Here is a 15,914-nt window from a genome sequence, read left to right on the forward strand (position 1 = left end):
ACATCGCCGCGCGGCGGGCGCAGGCGGTGCAGGCGGCGCGCGCCGCGGCCGCGGCGGCGGCGCCGTTCGGCGTGCGGGTGATCGTGTTCGGGTCGCTCGCGACGGGGGGGTTCCACCGGAGCAGCGACCTCGACCTGGCGTTGGACGGGCCAGAGGAAGCGATGTTCGAGGCCGGCAACGCAGCCTTCGCCGCGGCGCTGCCGTTCGGCTTCGAGCCGGATGTCGTGGAGCTTTCCAGGGTCTCCGCCGGCTTCGCAGACCGCATCCGGAAGGACGGCCGTGACCCCTCCGACCTGGAGTGACGTCGCCCGCGACATGGGGATCGCCCAGGCCGAGACCGACAAGGCCGTGGCCAAGCACGCCACGCTCGCGACCCTTCCGCCCGATCTGAGCGCCGACCGCGAGGTCGCGATCGGCCGCCATCTGCACAATGCCTATTCGGCCGCCGAGCGTGCCCTGGAGCGGCTCGTTGCTGGCATCGACGGCGAGATACCGCACGGGACCCGATACCATCAGGACCTGCTGGCGCGTGCCGCCACGCCGATCGCAGGCATCCGACCGGCGATCCTGTCTGACGAGACATTGCGCGACATGCGGCGGCTGCTCGCGTTCCGGCATGCATTCCGCCATGTCTACGAGACATTCGACTACGACCTCGCCAAGCCCAACCTCGCCCTGGCCGCCGCCACCATCCCCCGCCTGCGCGACGAGATCACCGCCTTCGCCGCGGGGCTGGGCCTCGCACCGCGCGCTTGACCCCCGGCCGTACCGGTCCGCATAAGTCGCGTATGTTCCGGTCGCGTGCGCCCGCCCGAATTAGCGTCCCGGTCCTCGCCTGAGGGCCGGGCCAGACCTGCGCGCATCCCGCTGACCCAGCGGCCGAGGGGACCTTCCCCCGGGGCCGCCCGAGACCCGCACCCATGAACGACCAGCCACCCGGCGCCCCCGAGACGCCCGCCACCCGCGACTACCGCGGCACCGTCATCCTGCCGAAGACCGATTTCCCCATGCGCGGCGACCTGCCGAAGCGCGAGCCCGGCTGGCTCGCCCGATGGGAGGAGCAGGACCTCTGGGGCCGGCTGCGCGCGAAATCCGCCGGCCGGCCGAAATTCGTCCTGCATGACGGCCCGCCCTATGCCAACGGGCCGCTGCACATCGGCACGGCGCTGAACAAGATCCTGAAGGACGTCATCAACCGCGCCGCCCAGATGGCCGGCTACGACGCGGACTACGTCCCCGGCTGGGACTGCCACGGCCTGCCGATCGAATGGAAGGTCGAGGAGGAGTACCGGGCGAAGAAGAAGAACAAGGACGAGGTCCCCGTCCTGGAATTCCGCGCGGAATGCCGTGCCTATGCCGACCACTGGCTCGGCGTGCAGCGCGAGGAGTTCAAGCGCCTCGGCGTGCTCGGCAACTGGCCGGGCCGCTACGCCACCATGGACTTCCCCTCGGAAGCCGTGATCGCCGCCGAGATCGGGCGTTTCCTGATGAACGGCTCGCTCTACCGCGGTCTGCGTCCGGTGATGTGGAGCCCGGTCGAGAAGACCGCCCTGGCCGAGGCCGAGATCGAGTACCACGACCACGTCTCGCCGACGCTCTGGGCACGGTTCCCGATCGTCAAGGCCGCGGCCGAGGATCTGCGCAAGGCGAGCGTCGTCATCTGGACCACGACACCGTGGACCATCCCGGGCAACCGCGCCATCGCGTACGGCGAGGAGATCGACTACGCGCTGGTGCATGTCGAGGGCGTGGCCGAGGGGAGCAACCTGAAGGTCGGCGAGTTCCTGCTCGTCGCCCTCGCCCTGCTGCCGCAGTTCGAGAAGGACACCGGCCTCGGCGCACATACGGTGAAGCGCGTGCTGAAGGGCGCGGAACTGGCCGGCGTCGTCGCCGCGCATCCGCTGAAGGGCATGCCGGACGCGAAGGGCGGCTACGCCTTCGACGTCCCGCTGCTGCCCGGCGACTTCGTCACGACGGAAGCCGGCACGGGCTTCGTGCACATCGCGCCCGGCCATGGCGAGGACGACTTCAACCTCGGCCGCGCGCACGGCCTCCCGGTGCCGGAGACCGTGGGCGACGACGGGACCTACACCGTCCAGGCGCCCGGCTTCGCCGGGCTGCATGTCTGGAAGGCGCATGACGCCGTCTATGCGGCCTGCGAGGCGCTGGGCACGCTGGCCGCCAAGGGCAAGCTGACGCACAGCTATCCGCATTCATGGCGCTCCAAGAAGCCGGTGATCTTCCGCGCGACGCCGCAGTGGTTCATCGCGATGGATGATTCCAACGAGATCCGCGCGAAGTCGCTGGCGGCGATCGCGGCGACGCATTTCGTCCCGGACATCGGGCGCAACCGCATCGGCTCCATGGTGCAGAACCGGCCGGACTGGTGCATCAGCCGCCAGCGCGCCTGGGGCGTGCCGATTCCGGTCTTCGTCTCGAAGCAGTCGGGCGAGCCGCTGCGCGACCAGGCGGTGATGGACCGCATCGTCGAGGCGTTCCGCACCGAGGGCGCCGATGCCTGGTACCAGCCCGGCGCCGCCGCGCGATTCCTCGGTGCGGACCGGCGCGTCGAGGACTACGAGCAGGTCATGGACATCGTGGATGTGTGGTTCGAGTCCGGCTCGACGCACGCCTTCACGCTGACGCCGGAACGCGGCCTGCCCTGGCCGGCGGACCTCTACCTGGAAGGCTCGGACCAGCATCGCGGCTGGTTCCAGTCCTCGCTGCTGGAAGCCGTCGGCACGCGCGGCGTGGCGCCGTTCAAGGCGATCCTGACGCATGGCTTCGTGCTCGACGAGCAGGGCCGCAAGATGTCGAAGTCGCTCGGCAACACCGTCGCGCCACAGGACGTGGTCTCGAAGTCCGGCGCCGACATCCTGCGGCTGTGGGTGATGAACACCGACGTCACCGAGGACCAGCGCATCGGCAAGAACATCCTGGAGCAGCAGGGCGAGCTGTACCGGCGCATCCGCAACACGCTGCGCTGGCTGCTCGGCAACCTGGATGGCTTCGACGGCAGCGAGATCCTGCCCTACGACCAGCTGCCGGAGCTGGAGCGCTGGGTGCTGCACCGCCTGACGGAGCTGGACGCGAAGCTGCGCCAGGCGCAGCGCGACCATGACTGGACCGGCGTCTACCCGGAGATCCATGCCTTCTGCGCGGCGGACCTGTCCGCCTTCTACTTCGACATCCGCAAGGACAGCCTCTACTGCGATGCGCAGGACAGCCCGCGCCGCCGCGCCGCGCGCACCGTGATCGACCAGCTGCACCGCTGCCTGACCACCTGGCTGGCCCCGGTGCTTGTCTTCACCGCCGAGGAAGCCTGGCTGGCCCGGTTCCCGCAGGCGGAGAGCGTGCACCTGCAGGACTGGCCGGCGCTGCCGGAGCGGTGGAAGGACGAGGCGCTGGCGGCGAAGTGGGCGCGGGTGCGCGAACTGCGGTCGCACGTGACGACGTGCATCGAAGATCTCCGACGCAACAGAACTGTCGGAGCGTCCGTCGAGGTTAGTGGCGAGCTTCGCGTTTCCGCCGAGGACGCGAGTCTACTGCCCGACGAAGAATGGGCTGAGGTTTGCATCATGTCAGCACTGCGTGTCTGGCACGATCCCACCTATCCGGCCGATCAGCTTCCAATGCTTCTCGGCACTGGCAAACTCGGCACCAAGTGCGACCGCTGCTGGCGCGTATTGCCCGAAGTTGGGGAGCCTTCGCGCCCGAAGCATCCGACGCTCTGCCGCCGCTGCGAAGCCGTGGTGGAAGCGCAGCCGGCCTGATGCTCCGCCTCGGCCTGACCCTGGCGGCGATCATCCTGGTCGCCGACCAGGCCTCCAAATGGTTCATGCTGGAGGTGCTGGACCTGCCGGAGGTGCGGCACATCCCCCTCCTCGGGGTCGGCCCCTTCGGCTTCGACCTGACCATGGTCTGGAACCGCGGCGTCACCTTCGGGATGCTGGCGGGCGACGAGCCCTGGACGCAGTTCGCGCTGGGCGCGCTGGCGCTGGCGATCGCCGGCTTCCTGCTTCGCTGGATGCGCCGGGCGGAGAACCGGGCCACCGCGCTGGCTCTCGGCGCCGTCGTCGGGGGGGCGGTCGGCAACGTCATCGACCGCCTGCGCTTCGGGGCGGTGGCCGACTTCTTCGACGCCCATGCCTGGGGCTGGCACTGGTACGTGTTCAACGTGGCGGACGCCGCCATCGTGCTCGGCGTGACGACGCTGGTCATCGATGCCTTGTTCCGGCCCTCGGCCAGCGTTAAGCGTTCCCCGCCATGACACGTCCTTCCCGGCTTGCCCGACTCGCCCCCGCGGTGCCGCTGCTGCTGGTGCTGGCCGGCTGCGGCCAGGACACCGCGCGGACCCTCGGCTTCACCCGCGACCCGCCGGACGAGTTCCAGGTGACCACCCGGGCGCCGCTCTCCGTGCCGCCGACCCTCGGTGACCTGCCGGTGCCGACGCCCGGCTCCCCGCGCCCGCAGGAGAACCGCTCGGCCGCCTCCATCCTGGCCCCTGGCGCCACCTCCGCCGCGCCGTCGCCGGCCGAACAGGCGCTTGTGGCCAGTGCCGGGCGGCCCGCCGATGCCGGCATCCGCCAGCGGGTGGATGCCGAGACGCTGCGGCTCGACCGTCCGCCGCAATCGGTCGTGGACCGCCTGATGTTCTGGCGCGATCCGCCGCCGGTCGGCATCACCGTGGACCCGACGCGGGAGACCCAGCGCCTGCGGGAGAATGCGGCCCTGGGGCGGGAGAGCACGGAAGGCGACACGCCCATCGTGCAGCCCAGGACCCCCAGCCTGTTCGGCAGCTGGAATTGAGCACGCCGCGGCGGCGCGTCAGCGCCGCCGCAGGACCTCGCCCGCGATGCCCACCGCGCCCATGGCGAAGGCGAGCGTGACGGCGGCGAGGCCGAGCGCGCTCGTCGGCCCGACAGACGTCCAGACCTTGTAGGTCAGCGCAGCGGACAGCAGCGCCATGGCGGCGAGCGCGGCGGCACACAGCAGGCCGCTTCGCCGGGCAATGCCGATGTCCAGCCGTTCGGTTCGTGCCTCATCCGCGGCCGCAAAGGGGACCAGCGCGCCCAGGATCGCCGCGAAGACCGCCGCCGCCGCAAGGCCCGCCATCCCTGCGCCTGGGCTGGCGACCAGATCGACCGGAAGCGCACCGAGCCCCGCCGCGGCCGGGGCGATCCATGCCACCGACGCGCTCAGCATGGAAATCCGCCCCGGCAGGGGCTGTCTGTCCCGAGAAGCATGGCAGGGTCTCCCTTGCCTCGGTGCAATGCAATCGGCGTACCAAACCGAAGCGGTATGGCAACGTCTTGCCGTCCCATGACATGGAATTCGGAATTCCCGTTTCCAGGGGAGCGGCGTGGCCGAGCCCGTCTCGGGACCCTATCTATCCACCGGCCACCCCTCCCTCCCTCCCCCGGTTCCCGATCCCTTGACCGATCCCACGCTGCCTTCTGCCACGCCGGCCTTCCTGAACCACGACCGACCGCCGGTGCCCGACCTGGTCGTGCCGCGTGGCGTGCAGCCCTTCCACCTGCACCTGCGTCCCGTTCGGGGCCGCCTGGTGCGGCTCGGTCCCCTGGCCGAGGCATTGCTCGGCCGTCATGCCAACCAGCACCCGGCCGTCCTCACCCTGATGGGCGAGGCGATGGCCCTGACCGCGGCGCTGGCGACAGCGCTGAAGTTCCGCGGCTCCTTCAGCCTGCAGGCCAAGGGCGACGGCCCGGTGCCGATGCTGCTGGCCGACTGCACCGAGGCCGGCGCACTCCGCGGCTATGCCAAGGCGGAGCCGGAGAAGCTCGCCGCCCTGCTGGCGGTGTCGCCGCAGCCGCCGACGGCAGCGCTGCTGGGCGGCGGCTACCTGGCCTTCACCTGCGACCAGGGCCCCGACATGGACCGCTACCAGGGCATCGTCGCGATCGAGGGCGAATCGCTCGCCGACATGACGGACACCTATTTCCGCACCTCCGAACAGCTGCAGAGCCAGGTGCACCTGGCCTGCGCCCGCACCGAGGCAGGCTGGCGGGCCAGCGCGCTGGTCATCGAGAAGGTGGCCGGCGAGGGCGGCGTGGATCCGCAATCCGACGCCGAGGCGCAGGAGGAGGCGTGGCGCACCGCCCAGGCGCTGGCCGGCACGATCACGCCCGCGGAACTGCTGGACGACCGGCTCGCCGGGGAACGGCTCCTGCACCGGCTGTTCCATGCCGAGGGCCTGGCGCTCGACCGGCCGCGCGCCCTGTCCTATGGCTGCCGCTGCTCCCGGGCGCGGCTGGCGCAGGTGCTGGAGGGCTTCCCGCCCGATGACCTGGACCACATGGCGGAAGGCGGCGCGATCACCATGACCTGCGAGTTCTGCAACCTCGATTTCCGCTTCGCGCGCGACGAGGTGCAGAGCCGCGCCGGCCGTGCCTGATGCTTGCCCCGCCCCGGCGTGGCCGCCGGCTCGTTCCGGTGTAGTCTGGGCCACGATCGGGAAGGGGAGTGCGATGCTGGACCGACGCAGCCTGCTGCTCGTGCTGCCGCTCGCCGCGGCAGGCTGTGCCACGGGCAGCGCCGAGGACGAGCCGCTGCCCCGCCTCGTCACCGGCTACCGCCACCTGACCCCGATCCGCCTGAACGTCGCCGACGTGCAACTCGTTCCGCCCGCGGCGGGTGCCGTGCGGGTGGACGAACCGGCGCCGGTGCGCCCTGACGCCGAGATGGCGCTGATGGCGCGGGAGCGGCTGGTGCCGATGGGCACTGCCGGCCAGGCGCGCTTCATCGTGCAGGCCGCAGAGTTCCTGCGCGAGCGCCTGCCGCGCTCCCCCAACCAGTTCGGCTCGCTGTCGGGCGAGCCCGGCGAGCGCTTGACCTGCCGCGTGAATGCCCGGCTCGAGGTGATCTCCGGCGAGGGCGAGCGGGTCGGCTTCGTGGAGGCCGAGGCGCGCCGCCAGCGCACCACCGGCAGCGGCGCCAGCCAGGCCACGCGGCTGAGGGCCGCGGAGGACGTGGTACGCCAGGCGATGGACGACCTGAACGTGGAGTTCGAGTTCCAGATCCGCCGCGCGCTGCGCGCCTGGCTGGTGCAGTCGGCCGCGCCGACCGCGCTCGGCCCCGGCGGCATCGAGCGCGAGGACCTGGCGGGGCGGTGAAGTGCCCGGGCCGGCATGGCGGGCCACCGCCATGCGCATGAGCAGCGCGGGCAGGGGCGCGATGGGCCGCGGGCCCTGGCTGGTGGCTCTCATGCTGGTGGTCGGCACGCTGCTGGCGCCGCTGGCGGTGGTCGATGTGCCGCCGCTGCTCGACTACCCCAACCATCTGGCGCGCATGGCGATCCTGGCCGGGCAGGCGCCGGAGCTGACGAACTACTACGCCGTGCAATGGGGGATCCTGCCGAACCTGGCAATGGACCTCGTGGTGCCGCCCTTGGCCGCCGTGCTGCCGCTGCAGATGGCGGGCCGGCTGATGCTGGCGCTGGCCGTGCTGCTGCCGGTGCTCGGCACCGTCGCGTATCACCGCGCCGTGTTCGGCGTGCGATCCTGGTGGCCGCTCGGCTCTGCCCTCGTGGCCTATAATGGCCTGTTCCTGCTGGGCTTCATCAATTTCCAGGCCGGCATGGGTGTCGCGCTGCTCGCCGCCGCCGGTTGGATCGCGCTGCGCGGGAGTCGGCCGCTGGCGGCCACGCTGCTGCTCGCCGTGGCCGGCGTGGCGGCCTTCTTCTGCCATCTGGCAGCCGTCGCCTTCCTGTTCGGCCTGGTCGCCACGCATGAAGCGGGCGTGGCATGGGCGGGCCGGCGCGATCCGCGCACGGCGCTGCGGCAACTGGCGGTGCGCGCGGCGCTCTCCCTGCTGGCGCTGCTGCCGGCCCTGGCATTCTACCTGATGTCGCCGATCGGACCCGACGCCCTGGCGCCGCCCGCCGAGCTCACGGCGATGCAGCGCCTTCGCAATGCCGGCATCCCCGTCGCCGGCTATGCGGCCTGGATCGACCGGGCCAGCCTGCTGCTGCTCCTCGCCGTGCCGGCGCTTCTCCTGCTCTTGCGCCGGGCCAGCGTGCATCCCGGCACAGCGCTCGCCTTCGCGGCCTGCCTGGTGCTCTATGCTGTCGTGCCCACGCAGAGCCATGGCGGCTACTATGTGGAGCTGCGCTTCGCGGTCTTCGCTGCCTTCCTGCTCTTCGCCGGGCTACAGCCGATCCTCCTGCCACGCGCCAGCGCGGTGCTGGCGGGCGGCGCGGCGCTTCTGCTCGCGGTGCGCCTGATGGTTATCGGCGCCGCATGGCAGCATTTCGCAGGCGAACTGGCGGCTTTGCGCCGGGCGATGGAGCCGATCGCTCCAGGCGCGCGCGTCGCGACCGTCAAGGTCGAGGAGACGCTGGGCGGTGCCTATTGGCGCGACGGCCGGGCGCGCCGGATCCTGAGCTTCCTCTGGCTGCGCACGGACACCCATCTGGGCGCGCTGGTTGTGGCGGAACGCGGCGCGATGTGGCCGTCTCTGTTCGCGCTCCGCGGCCAGCAGCCGCTGGTGGCGACCGGACCCTTCGTCGATTTCATCGCGGGCCAGTGGTTCGCGCTGCCCGAAAGGCCGATCCTGACCGCGCCGCACACGCTTGCCGGCCGTGCCAATCCCGTGGCGGTGCGAAGCTGGCATGGCTGGGAGACCCGCTTCGACTACGTGCTGCTGCTGCATGCGCAATTGGTCGGCGGCGCGCGGGGCTTCGACGATCCGCGGCTGGAGCTTGTCAGGGACGCCGGCTTCGCGGCCCTCTATCGCGTCCGCCGGCCGATGCCGGCGTCCTGACAGAAGGAGCCATTCCGATGCCCGTGACCTTCGCCAACCCGCCCGGCGTCCACGCCCCCGGCTCGCGCTACTCGCATGCCGCGCTGGTCGAGGGAACGGCCCGGCGCCTCGTGGTCTCGGGTCAGATCGGCGTGGCGCCGGACGGCACCGTCCTGCCGGGCGGACCAGACCAGATCGCGCAGGCGCTGGCCAATCTCGGCGCCATCCTCGCGGCGCACGGCATGGGGCCGGCGAACATCGTGAAGATGGGCGTCTTCCTGACCGACCGCGCACTCATCCCGGCCTGGCGCGCCGAGCGCGAGAAGTTCCTCGGCACACTCGCGCCGACCAGCACGCTGCTGCTGGTCGCCGGCCTGGCCGATCCGCGCTTCGTCTTCGAGGTGGAGGCAGAGGCGGTCGCCTGACCGCGCCTGCGCTTCAGATCAGGCAGAGCGCCTGCAATTCCTTGCGCAGTGCTGGCGGCAGCTTCTCGATCCCGCGCGGCGGCACCATCCCGCGCGGCAGGTCGGGCGGCGCCGCGGCCGCATCCAGGTAGCGCCAACCCTGGAAGGGCTTCTGCGGCCGCAGTTCCACGGGCACCAGCTCCCGGTCCAGCACCAGGCCGCAGCATGCCGTGCCGTCGTCCCAGCTCTCCTCCCGCACGTCCAGGATGCGCTGGCGCACCCGGGTGAAGCCGCCGATCACCCAGTAGAGCGAGCCGCCATCCAGGATCTCCGCCACGCGCTTCGGCATCATGCGGGTCTGGTGGCGCAGCGGCGGGTCCAGCCGAGCGCGCTGCGCCTGCCAGTCGGCGAGTTCGCCGACCTCCTTCACGCCGACGCAGAGCTTGATGATGTGCAGCATGCGTGCCAGCCATGTGGCACCCGACCGAGTCCGCACAAGCCCCCTGGCGCGGTCGCGGCTTGCCGCGCGGACCGTCGCGGGGCTAACTCGACCTGTCTCAAACAACGCAACGGGAGGATGAAGATGCACCGCCGCGTGATCCTGGGTGCCGCCATGGCGGTCGGCGCCCCCGCCCTGGCCGGGCTGCGCCCCGCAGCGGCCCAGCCGCGCAACCCCGCCTGGCCGCGCGCCCTGAACATGGGCACCGCCGCGCCGGGCGGCACCTATGCGCTGTATGGCCCGGCCTGGGGGCAGATGGCGCAGGAAGCGACCGGCGTGCAGATCTCCTACCGCACAACGCAGGGCCCCAACCAGAACATCATCCTGGTCCAGCGGCGCGAGGTGGAGCTGGGCATGGTGACCATGGGCGTCGCGCTGCAGGCCTGGAACGGCCAGGGCGACTGGACCCAGGGCAACCGCTTCCGCGACATCCGCGCGATCTTCCCGATGTACGACACGCCCTTCCACGGCATCGCGCTGAAGAGCTCCGGCATCGCCAGCCACGCGCAGCTGAGCGGTCGCAGTGTCGGCGTCGGGCCGCGCGGCGGCACGCCCGGCACCTACTACCCGATCATGCTGCAGCACCTCGGCATCCGTCCCTCCGCGGTGCGCTACGGCTCGGCCTCGGACCTCGCGGGGCAGGTGCAGGACCGGCTTCTCGACACCTTCCTCTTCGCCACCGGCGTGCCCGCGCCGGCCTTCAGCGAGCTGGAGGTGCAGGCGGACGTGAACTACCTCGACTTTACCGAGGAGGAGGTGCGCCGCCTGACGCAGCAGTATCCGGAGCTCGCCGCCGGCACGCTGCCCATGGGGACCTACCGCAAGCAGGAACGCCCGCTGCGCATCGTCGGCATGTACAACTTCGCCATCGTGCACCGCAGCCTGCCCGAGGACCTTGTGTACGAGATCACCAAGTCCGTGCTTGGCCAGAACGCCAGGCTGCGGCAGGCGATCTCGGCCGCCTCGGAGACGATCGCCGAGAACTGGACCAAGAACACCTTCCTGCCCTTCCACCCCGGCGCTGCGCGCTACCTGCGCGAGGTCGGACAGGCCGTGCCGGACAGCCTGATCCAGGCCTGAGCGACCCTGCCCGGCCGCACCGGCGGAACGGCCGGCCGGGCTGGACGCCGGCGGGGCGCGGGCGACGCGCCCCGTTCACCGGGTATCAATCCGGGCGCTGGCACCTTCGCAGGGCTTGCTTCCTTGCGACGGGAACCCGCCATGCGCCTGCTCACCAACCTCTCCGTCGGCCGGAAGCTTGCCACGGCCGCGGCGGTGGCGGTCGTGCTGCTGGCCGGCCTCGTCGTGCTGGCCTGGCAGCAGAGCGGCCGCATCGTGGCGGCCCAGCGCGACCAGGCCCGCACGGAAGCCGCCCTCGAACGGATGGAGGTCGGCGCCACGATGTTGCGCGGCGTCGCGGCGCTGTGGCGCGACCTGCTGCTGACGCAGGACGCCGCGGGCCAGGCACCGGCTCGGGCGCGCATGCTGACCGGGCTGGACGACGGGCTCGCGACCCTGGCCGAGGGCGCGGAGGCGCATGGCGACGCCCGGCTGCGCACGGCGCTCGGCCCGCTGCGCGAGGCCGGCGCGACCTATCGGCAGGCGCTGGTCGCGCTGGCCGAGGAGCGCGCCCGGCTGATCGCCGTCCGCGAGGATCGCCTACTCGGCCAATCCGCCGACTACGACCCGATGTTCGAGGCGCTGAGCGCCGGCATCGGCTTCGACCTGCAGGGTGACGCGGCGGAGGATGCGCGGCAGCGCCTGATGACCGTGCATGCGGCGGTGAACGACGTGCGCATCGGCGTGCAACGACTGCTGGTCAGCGGTGACGACACGCAGCTTCGCCGCGTGCGCCGTGGCATCGCGCAGGCCCGCGTGCATGGCCGCGGCCTGGCCGGCGTCGAGGCGCCGCCGCGGCTGCGGGAGGACATGGCACGCCTGGGCGAGAAGGCCACGGCCATCGCCCAGGCCGCCGAGGAGGTGCTGGCCGCCGTCGAGGCCGTGGCGCGGCTCCGCCGCGACCGCGTGGAGCCCAGCCGCATCGCGCTGGAGGGATCGCTGGAAGCGCTCGCGGCCGTGGGCCATGCGATCGCGCGCGAGCAGCGCGCGGCGCTGGTGGCCACCGCGGAGGAGGTGCGCGCCAGCACGCTCTGGTCCGGGCTGGCCGTGGCGCTGGTGGTGGTGCTGTCGGGCCTGCTGACCGCGCGCTCGGTCGGAACGCCGCTGCGCCGGCTGGCCGGCGCGATCCGCGCCATCGCGGCCGGCGACACCGCCACCGAGGTCGAGTGTCGCGGCCGGCGCGACGAGATCGGCACCATCGCCGACGCGTTGGAGACGCTGCGCGGCACCGTCCACCGCGCCTTCGCGCAGAGCCAGATGCTGGAACAGCTGCCGACGGCGGTGATGAACGCCGATCCGAAAGACGATTTCCGCATCACCTACATGAATGCCGCGTCGCACCAGCTGCTCGGCCGGCTTGCCGCGCATCTGCCCGTGCCACCCGAGAAGCTGCTCGGCGAGAGCATCGACATCTTCCATCGCAATCCCGCGCACCAGCGCGCCATGCTCGCCGACCCCGCCCGGCTGCCGCACAACGCCGTCATCCGGCTCGGCGAGGAGGTGATCGAGCTGCGCATCTCCGCGATCCGCGACGCGGCGGGCGGCTATGCCGGGGCCATGCTCACCTGGACCATCGCCACGGAGCGCGCGCGCCTGGCCGACACCTTCGAGCGCGAGGTCGGCGCCGTGGTCGACGCCGTGGCGAGTTCGGCAGAGCGGCTGCAGGCGTCCGCCCGCCAGCTCTCCGCCGCGGCCGCGACGTCGGGCGAGGAAGCCTCCGCGGTTGCCGCGGCCGGCGGGCGGGCCCATGCCGACGTGCAATCCGTCGCAGCCGCCGCGGAGGAGATGGCCGCCAGCGTCGCCGAGATCGCCCGGCGGGTCGGTGAGGCGGCGGAGGTCGCCGGCCGCGCCGTCGCGGAGGCCCGTGCGACGGACAGCTCAGTGCAGGGCCTGGCGGAGGCGGCGACGCGCATCGGCGACGTGGTGAAGCTGATCGGCGACATCGCCGGCCAGACCAACCTGCTGGCGCTGAACGCGACGATCGAGGCGGCGCGCGCCGGGGAGGCCGGCAAGGGCTTCGCGGTGGTGGCCAGCGAGGTGAAGTCGCTCGCCGGCCAGACCGCCAGGGCCACCGAGGAGATCGGCCGGCAGATCGCCGAGATGCAGGCCGCCACCAGCCAGGCGGTCGCCGCCATCCGCGGCATCGGCGCGACGGTGGAGCGCACCAGCGAGATCGCCACCGCCATCGCCGCGGCGGTGGAGGAACAGGGCGTCGCCACCCAGGAGATCGCCCGCAGCGCCGCCCAGGTGGCGGAGGCCACCCAGCAGGTCGCGGCACGAATCGAGGGCGTACGCGGGGCGTCCGAGGCCACCGGCCAGTCTGCCGGCGCCATGCGCGACGACAGCGGCGCACTGGCCGGGCAGGCGGCGACGCTGCGCGAGAAGTCGGCCAGCTTCCTCAAGGCGGTGCGCACGATGTAGCGCCCCGGCGGTGCAGCGGGCCTCCGGCCCGGCGGCGCCGGTTGCCCCGGCGCGCCGCAGCGCCTAACTGCGCCCTGCCCCGGCCAGGGGCGTCAGCCAGGAGCCGGAGCGATGGGCATCAAGGTCGCGGTCGTCGGCGCCACCGGACAGGTCGGGCGGGAGATCCTGCGCACCCTGGCCGAGCGCGAATTCCCCGCCGACGAGGTCGTCGCCCTCTCCCCGGGCCGCGCCGGCGGCCAGGAGGTCTCCTACGGGGAGGAGCGGGTGCTGCGCGTGCGCGGCCTGGACGGCTTCGACTTCCGCGACACCGACCTTGCCTTCCTGGCCGCCGGGGAGGCCGCGAGCGCCACCGAGGCCTCGCGCATCGCCGATGCCGGCGCGATGGTGATCGATCTCTCGGCGCGCTTCCGGCTGGAACCGGACGTGCCGCTGGTGGTGGCTGAGGTGAACGCCGCCAGCCTCACCCGCGCCCGGCGGCGGCGCATCGTCGCCTGCCCGGGGGGGATGGCGGGCATGATCGCGGTCGCGCTGAAGCCGCTGCACGCGATCGGGCGCGCGCGGCGCGTCGTGGTCACCGGGCTGCACGCAGTTGCCGGCGCCGGCAAGGAGGCGATGGACGAACTCTGGGCACAGACACGCGGCGTCTACGTGAACGAGGCGCCGCCCGCCGAGCAGTTCCCGAAGGCCATTGCCTTCAACCTGATCCCGCAGGTCGGCGAGATCCGCGACGACGGCCTGACATCGGAGGAACAGGGCATCGCCTTCGAGCTGCGCAAGCTGATCGACCCGGACCTGACCGCGGTCGCGAGCTGCGTCCGCGTGCCGGTCTTCATCGGCGATTCCGCCTGCGTGGTCGCGGAGTTCGAGCGCCCGGTCCCCGAGAAGGAGGCCTGGGCCGCGCTGCGCGCCGCGCCCGGCCTCATCGTGCTCGACCGGCGGGAGGAGGCCGGCTACGCCACGCCGGCCGAGGTCGCCGGCGAGGATGCGGTCTATGTCGGGCGGCTCCGCCGCGACCTGACCGTGCCCAACGGATTGGCCTTCTGGTGCGCCACCGATACCCTGCGGAAGGGTGCCGCCCTGAACGCGGTGCAGGTCGCCGAGGAGCTGCTGCGGCAGCGCCTGCTGGAGTGATGCCGGGCGGGTCCATGTGACGCAGCGATGGTCGGGCGAACAGGGGGGACGCCGTCTCGCCCTGGCCTTCTGGGGTGCCCTGGCGCTGGCGGCCAACCTGCTGACGCCGCCCTGGGGCGACGATTGGTGCTTCCTCGGCCGGGCCGAGACCCTGGCCGACGTGCTGGCGGGCGTGCGCGACGAGTATCTCGCCTGGACCGGCCGCATCGGCCCGATGCTGCTGACCTACCTCGTGCTCGGCCCCGGCCGGGGCGCGCTGCTGCCGGCGCTGGAGGTGGCGAACGCCGCGCTGTTCGTCGCCCTGCTGGGGCTGGTGGTTCGGCTGGCGCAGGCTGCCTGGCGGCCGCAGGGCGGCGTGCCGGAAGGCGGCTTCGCGCGCGGCTTCGGCCTGCACGCGATAACCGGCCTCGCGCTGTGGTGGATGCCCGATTCCATCGCGGAAGCAACGCTGTGGAAGATCGGATCGACCGTCTATCTGTGGTCGGTCGTCGGCGCCGCCTTCGTGCTGGACCGCGCCTTCGCGTTGCGCGCAGGCGCGGACCCGGGCCGGGCCGGCATGGCGGTGCTCGCCGCGACGGCGATGCTGGCGGGCACCTTCCTGGAGACGGTGTCGGTCGTCACCGCAGGGGCGCTCGGCCTGATGGCCCTGCAGGCCGGCCCGCATCGCCCGGCCGGCCGACGCGTGGCGATGCTGGCGGTCGCCTATGGCCTCGGCACGCTCATCCTCGTCGCCGCCCCCGGCAACTTCACGCGGATGAACGCCATCGCCGCGATGGAGGGCGCGGAATCCGGCCGCTACCTGCTGTGGTTCGCCTTCCGCGCCTTCGACCCACGCGCCATCGCGGTGCTCGGCGTACTCGCGTGGCTGTGGCTTGCCCTCGGGCGGGCAGCGGCGATGCGGGCGGCGCGGGCGGCTCTGCCCTTCGCCCTGGCGATCCTGGCCTACGGGCTGCTGGTTCTGCCCCTGCCGGCCGGGGCGCTGGCCGGCCGGCTCAGCTTCCCGCTCAGCGTCGCCCTCGTCGCGCTGATGGTCACGCTGCTGGCCGGACTGCCTGGTCCCTCCCGGGTCGGCCGCGCCGCGGCCCTGGCGCTGGCCGTGCTCGCCCTGCCGGCCACGGCCATCGTCTCGCTCGCCGAGATCCACCGTATCGCCGCCATGCAGCGCGGTTGGGTGGCGGCCCTGACAACCGCGCAGGCCACCGCGCCCGGGCAGGAGATCGCGCTGGCCGTCCCGCTGCCCCGGCCACAAGACGTGCGCTTCGCACGCAAGCACCGCTTCTATTTCGTGCTCTCGCCGGACCCTGCGCACTGGGCCAATGCCTGCTTCGCCCGGCTGCACGGCGTGGCGGCGGTTCGCGGCGGCTGATCCGGCCTGCTCCAGGGCGCCGCGGGCCTATCCCGCCCGCCAGGCCAGCCGGCGGTGGAGCCATTCGCGATAGGCCAGCGCCACCTCTGGCGGCGGGCACAGCGTCGCCAGCGCCGCCGCGGCGTCCTCCGCGCCGACGCGGCGCGTGCCGGGCTCCGCGGCATCGGCCACGTCCTCCGACCAGCGACGCACCGCGCCGCGCCAGAGCGCCACG

General features: G+C 72.6%; 16 protein-coding genes. 13 read left to right on the top strand and 3 right to left on the bottom strand.

Features of this window, described 5'->3' with window-relative positions; genetic code table 11:
- The 5 genes from OZN99_RS11105 to OZN99_RS11125 form a co-directional block, all read left to right on the top strand.
- Window positions 1–302: nucleotidyltransferase family protein (locus OZN99_RS11105; protein WP_270935281.1), on the top strand; the 302-nt coding region annotated here is incomplete at its 5' end.
- Window positions 280–756: a ribonuclease toxin HepT-like protein gene (locus OZN99_RS11110; protein WP_270935282.1), complete on the top strand. Its 477-nt coding sequence runs from the start codon at window positions 280–282 to the stop codon at window positions 754–756. The genes OZN99_RS11105 and OZN99_RS11110, both read left to right, overlap by 23 nt.
- A gap of 164 nt (window positions 757–920) precedes the next feature.
- Window positions 921–3,773 carry an isoleucine--tRNA ligase gene (ileS, locus tag OZN99_RS11115; RefSeq protein WP_270935283.1) on the top strand — a complete coding sequence of 951 codons (2,853 nt, stop codon included), beginning with the start codon at window positions 921–923 and terminating at the stop codon, window positions 3,771–3,773.
- A complete protein-coding gene (gene lspA / locus OZN99_RS11120) occupies window positions 3,773–4,270 on the top strand; it encodes a signal peptidase II (protein WP_270935284.1) in 498 nt (165 codons plus the stop codon). Before ileS ends, lspA begins: the two co-directional genes overlap by 1 nt.
- Window positions 4,267–4,809: a DUF3035 domain-containing protein gene (locus OZN99_RS11125; protein WP_270935285.1), complete on the top strand. Its 543-nt coding sequence runs from the start codon at window positions 4,267–4,269 to the stop codon at window positions 4,807–4,809. The genes lspA and OZN99_RS11125 overlap by 4 nt, the downstream gene beginning before the upstream one ends.
- Before the next feature lie 18 nt (window positions 4,810–4,827).
- Here the strand turns inward: OZN99_RS11125 and OZN99_RS11130 are convergent, their stop codons facing one another.
- A complete protein-coding gene (locus OZN99_RS11130; protein WP_270935286.1) occupies window positions 4,828–5,190 on the bottom strand; it encodes a hypothetical protein in 363 nt (120 codons plus the stop codon).
- A gap of 244 nt (window positions 5,191–5,434) precedes the next feature.
- Between OZN99_RS11130 and hslO the strand changes: the two genes are divergently transcribed.
- The 4 genes from hslO (at window position 5,435) to OZN99_RS11150 (ending at window position 9,185) form a co-directional block, all read left to right on the top strand.
- Window positions 5,435–6,415, top strand: a complete 981-nt coding sequence (hslO, locus tag OZN99_RS11135; RefSeq protein ID WP_270935287.1) for an Hsp33 family molecular chaperone HslO — start codon at window positions 5,435–5,437, stop codon at window positions 6,413–6,415.
- Window positions 6,416–6,488: 73 nt separating this feature from the next.
- On the top strand, window positions 6,489–7,133 hold the full coding sequence (locus OZN99_RS11140) for a hypothetical protein (protein ID WP_270935288.1): 645 nt from the start codon (window positions 6,489–6,491) through the stop codon (window positions 7,131–7,133).
- Window positions 7,134–7,194: 61 nt separating this feature from the next.
- Complete coding sequence (locus OZN99_RS11145; RefSeq protein WP_270935289.1) at window positions 7,195–8,781, top strand: hypothetical protein; 1,587 nt, start codon at window positions 7,195–7,197, stop codon at window positions 8,779–8,781.
- Between the two features lie 17 nt (window positions 8,782–8,798).
- Complete coding sequence (locus OZN99_RS11150; RefSeq protein WP_270935290.1) at window positions 8,799–9,185, top strand: RidA family protein; 387 nt, start codon at window positions 8,799–8,801, stop codon at window positions 9,183–9,185.
- Window positions 9,186–9,198: 13 nt separating this feature from the next.
- Here the strand turns inward: OZN99_RS11150 and OZN99_RS11155 are convergent, their stop codons facing one another.
- The gene (locus tag OZN99_RS11155; RefSeq protein ID WP_270935291.1) at window positions 9,199–9,624 is read right to left on the bottom strand and encodes a DUF1489 family protein; all 426 of its coding nucleotides are present in this window, start codon (window positions 9,622–9,624) and stop codon (window positions 9,199–9,201) included.
- A gap of 123 nt (window positions 9,625–9,747) precedes the next feature.
- Between OZN99_RS11155 and OZN99_RS11160 the strand changes: the two genes are divergently transcribed.
- From OZN99_RS11160 to OZN99_RS11175, 4 genes are all read left to right on the top strand, one after another.
- Complete coding sequence (locus OZN99_RS11160) at window positions 9,748–10,743, top strand: TAXI family TRAP transporter solute-binding subunit (protein WP_270935292.1); 996 nt, start codon at window positions 9,748–9,750, stop codon at window positions 10,741–10,743.
- A 141-nt stretch (window positions 10,744–10,884) separates the two neighbouring features.
- Window positions 10,885–13,203: a methyl-accepting chemotaxis protein gene (locus OZN99_RS11165; RefSeq protein WP_270935293.1), complete on the top strand. Its 2,319-nt coding sequence runs from the start codon at window positions 10,885–10,887 to the stop codon at window positions 13,201–13,203.
- A gap of 111 nt (window positions 13,204–13,314) precedes the next feature.
- Window positions 13,315–14,334 carry an aspartate-semialdehyde dehydrogenase gene (locus tag OZN99_RS11170; RefSeq protein WP_270935294.1) on the top strand — a complete coding sequence of 340 codons (1,020 nt, stop codon included), beginning with the start codon at window positions 13,315–13,317 and terminating at the stop codon, window positions 14,332–14,334.
- A gap of 16 nt (window positions 14,335–14,350) precedes the next feature.
- Window positions 14,351–15,700, top strand: coding sequence for a DUF6056 family protein (locus OZN99_RS11175; protein WP_270935295.1), 1,350 nt, complete (start codon window positions 14,351–14,353; stop codon window positions 15,698–15,700).
- Between the two features lie 27 nt (window positions 15,701–15,727).
- Here the strand turns inward: OZN99_RS11175 and OZN99_RS11180 are convergent.
- Window positions 15,728–15,914 (bottom strand): hypothetical protein (locus OZN99_RS11180; protein ID WP_270935296.1); only part of this gene is annotated, 187 nt, incomplete at its 5' end.

The sequence above is a fragment of the Falsiroseomonas oryzae genome (genome assembly GCF_027856955.1).
Lineage (GTDB): Bacteria > Pseudomonadota > Alphaproteobacteria > Acetobacterales > Acetobacteraceae > Falsiroseomonas > Falsiroseomonas oryzae.